The organism is Flavobacterium sp. GNP011, assembly GCF_056428925.1.
This window is the reverse complement of record NZ_JBWJVJ010000039.1, coordinates 1-3021: the sequence shown is the minus strand read 5'-3', so window position 1 is coordinate 3021 and position 3021 is coordinate 1. Positions and strand designations below refer to the sequence as shown.

The 3021-nt window shown below is 29.6% G+C and carries 6 protein-coding genes; all 6 read right to left on the bottom strand.

Annotated elements, in window-relative coordinates; genetic code table 11:
- Positions 1–28: 28 nt before the first annotated feature.
- On the bottom strand, positions 29–469 hold the full coding sequence (locus tag AC061E_RS16455) for a hypothetical protein (protein WP_478287230.1): 441 nt from the start codon (positions 467–469) through the stop codon (positions 29–31).
- A complete protein-coding gene (locus AC061E_RS16450; protein ID WP_478287229.1) occupies positions 466–828 on the bottom strand; it encodes a hypothetical protein in 363 nt (120 codons plus the stop codon). The genes AC061E_RS16455 and AC061E_RS16450 overlap by 4 nt, the downstream gene beginning before the upstream one ends.
- Positions 825–1535, bottom strand: a complete 711-nt coding sequence (locus tag AC061E_RS16445; RefSeq protein ID WP_478287228.1) for a YqjF family protein — start codon at positions 1533–1535, stop codon at positions 825–827. The genes AC061E_RS16450 and AC061E_RS16445 overlap by 4 nt, the downstream gene beginning before the upstream one ends.
- The gene (locus AC061E_RS16440; RefSeq protein WP_478287227.1) at positions 1532–1816 is read right to left on the bottom strand and encodes a hypothetical protein; all 285 of its coding nucleotides are present in this window, start codon (positions 1814–1816) and stop codon (positions 1532–1534) included. Before AC061E_RS16440 ends, AC061E_RS16445 begins: the two co-directional genes overlap by 4 nt.
- A 139-nt stretch (positions 1817–1955) precedes the next feature.
- On the bottom strand, positions 1956–2459 hold the full coding sequence (locus AC061E_RS16435) for a GbsR/MarR family transcriptional regulator (protein ID WP_478287226.1): 504 nt from the start codon (positions 2457–2459) through the stop codon (positions 1956–1958).
- 83 nt (positions 2460–2542) lie between these two features.
- Positions 2543–3021: SanA/YdcF family protein (locus AC061E_RS16430; RefSeq protein ID WP_478287225.1), on the bottom strand; the 479-nt coding region annotated here is incomplete at its 5' end.

Below are 3021 nucleotides of genomic sequence, written 5' to 3'. Positions count from 1 at the left end.
TAACCAATAATGTTGAGGTTCATGGTTGTTATAATTTATAATGACCAATTAAATTATGAATAAATAAACAAAAATTCACCACTGCAAAAAGAACAAATAACGTATTCATAAAATAACTTCCCACTTTAAATAGGGTTCGTTTCGGAATGTCATACATTGGATAATACGTAATTTGAGTAGCTACTTTTCCAACCCAATAAGCAGCAATCAACCCGGTTAATGCCACAGCCACAGCTGATTGTTCTTTCAATTCATTTGTAAATAAAATGGCTATCAATCCAAAAGAAAAGTTCAAACCTTGAATATATCTTCCGTACGTTTTTGCTATTTCTTGATTCAAAGGTTTGAGTTGTTTCACATCATTATACCAATCAAAAACTTGATGACGGATGTAAGGATAAATCATTGCTGTAAATATTTGACCTATTCCACTTAGGATAATCAGCCAATTTGGGATAATGAAGTTCATAAGTTTATTTTTTTAAGTTCGTATTCGCTTGTGATTTTTCTCATAATAATAAAATAATATATTGCAATTGACATTGGGAAGAGTACCATTAATGTAAGTTCAATGAAATCATTACTTGATTGATAGTAAAACTGCTCTAAATATAGCAAAGTGAGCTCTGTTATAGTTGCAAACCAGTATATTGTTAAATATTTTTTGGCATATCTTGATTTCAGATAAGTAATATAAGTTAGAATAATTGCAGATATAACTTGAATTATCCCAAGTGGAATTTCTGCTAACATTCCAAGATATACGGTAATAAATAGAGTTAATGTAGTATAAAATGCAATATTGTTTATTTTTCTTAAAGTTTTCATCGTATCGTTTTTTTACCTTCAATCGTTATTTTTGAACCAATTGCAAGAAATTCAGACGTAGGTTTTAGGTCTTGTAAAAACTTAAAATCGTTGCCGTAAATACTCTCAAAATCAACGTCAATTTTGTATTCAATTACTTTTAGTTGTTCCCATCTTGGGTGCGAAACAGCATATTCAATTGATTTGTTTTTATTGTAATTGGTGTACCCAAAATAATGTTCAGTAATAAACTCGGCTTCTGAATTTGCTTCAATCGGAATCGGATATTTTTCTGTCGTCATGGAAATGGAATTCCACTTTGCATCCTTGAACCATTCGTATTGAAAAGTTTTTGAAGCTTCGTTTTCAGTTCTAGCATGACGCATTTTCAAGGTTTGGTAATGTTCGTTGTATAAGGTGTTGGCAACAATTGTAATGGCATGCTTCGGGACAATTTCTTTAACGAAAACTACGCCACGTTTCCAAATTCCATTTTCGAATCTTTTTACATAAAAGCGTAAATTGACTTCTTCAAAATTGACATGAAACGGAACTTTAATTCCTAATACTTTCACGTTTTCAAACATAAATCCGATTAAACTGATGTAACATTTGCCGTTCCATAAATCGAGTTCAGTTCCTTTTGGAACATAATTTTCTAAAATTTCCGGATTGATTTCGTAATTAAACATTGCTAAATCATTCCATTCTGCGGTTAAGAAGCTCATAATTTTTTTTTTTGAAAATGAATAATATAACTTAAATAAAGAATTAAGAAAATAGGTATAACAAATAACCAATTAAAGCCATCTTGATCCCAAAGTAAAAAGAAAAGTGTCACCAAGCCAAAATAGAAATAGATTAATCTGCTTTTTGGGAAGGCGAACAGATATATTACTGCAGCTATTACTTGTAAGATTCCTGTTATTGCTAGTCCGTATGCACCAATCAATAAAAACAATAATGCTATGACGTTAATTATTTTTGTTATTTTTAAAATTGTTTTCATAATTGTTTATTGTTTTAAACTTTCAGAAAAAAATGAAAGTTTCGATTAAATTTTTTTTAATTAATTCGTTATAAGTTATTGTTTTTTATTGGTCTCATTGATTAGTTTTTTTGAGTAATATTTTAAAATGATTAAAAAACTATTTCATTATTTTAACAACTAATTTCGCCAACCAATTGTCTTTATACTCGGTCATTTTATCCAAAACATTATCTGCTTTTAGAACAAAATCATACAATTTAGTAGTTTGATCTACAAAATGTTTTTCTTCGGTAGTATTGTCTGATGTTATGGAAGAAACTTCTTTTAGTACTTTCAAAGCAGGTTTGATTTCGCGTTTGCTTCGTTCTCTTGAAATTTTCACAGCCAGTTCGTCTAAATCTTTTTCAGCTGTAAAAAATTCACGTCGTTCGCCAGCTTTGTATTCTTTGTAAACAATTCCCCAATCCATTAATGCTCTTAAATTCATTGAAGCATTTCCACGAGAAATTTGCAATTCTTCCATAATATCTTCCATAGAAACAGCTTCGTGAGAAACCATCAAAAGCGCATGAATTTGGGCCATGGTTTTGTTAATTCCCCATTGACTGCCTAATGCACCCCAAGTTTGAACGAATTTATTTTTTGCTTCTTTGAATTCCATAGTGTAAAGATAAATAATGTTTTCGAACTTTCAATAAAAAATGAAAGTTTATTTTAGAAAGAAACCGAATTTCTAGTAGCCGGTTATCTTTTGTCCTCGCTTGAATAATTTGAAACCCCATTAATATTGATTTCTGTTCCTAAAAAATGAGGTTCCCGATTTCTACCAACATCAATTACAGATTTACAAATAGAAAAATATTCTCTAAAACATACATAATTATAATTTCTGTATTCACCTTGATTTGCAGAGAATCCAATTGATTCAACGCCAAGTTTATTTCCAATATATATGGCTCTATTCAAATGATATTCTTGTGTTATCAAAATTGCCTTGTCTATTTTAAAGATGTTTTTTGCTCTATACATTGTTGAATAAGTATCAAAACCAGCATAATCTATATAGATTTTTGTGGTATCGATTCCTTTTTCAAAACAATAAGTTTTCATTACAGCTAATTCATCATGTGCATCTGAACCATTGTCTCCTGAAAGTAATATTTTATTTATCTTCTTTGATTTGTACAATTGTATTCCTGCATCAAGTCTATCTTTTAAATATT

What these genes read in the sequence shown, in the direction of transcription:
- AC061E_RS16455 (WP_478287230.1), bottom strand. Translation starts at nt 469, where the DNA reads ATGAACTTCATTATCCCAAATTGGCTGATTATCCTAAGTGGAATAGGT.
- AC061E_RS16450 (WP_478287229.1), bottom strand. Translation starts at nt 828, where the DNA reads ATGAAAACTTTAAGAAAAATAAACAATATTGCATTTTATACTACATTA.
- AC061E_RS16445 (WP_478287228.1), bottom strand. Translation starts at nt 1,535, where the DNA reads ATGAGCTTCTTAACCGCAGAATGGAATGATTTAGCAATGTTTAATTAC.
- AC061E_RS16440 (WP_478287227.1), bottom strand. Translation starts at nt 1,816, where the DNA reads ATGAAAACAATTTTAAAAATAACAAAAATAATTAACGTCATAGCATTA.
- AC061E_RS16435 (WP_478287226.1), bottom strand. Translation starts at nt 2,459, where the DNA reads ATGGAATTCAAAGAAGCAAAAAATAAATTCGTTCAAACTTGGGGTGCA.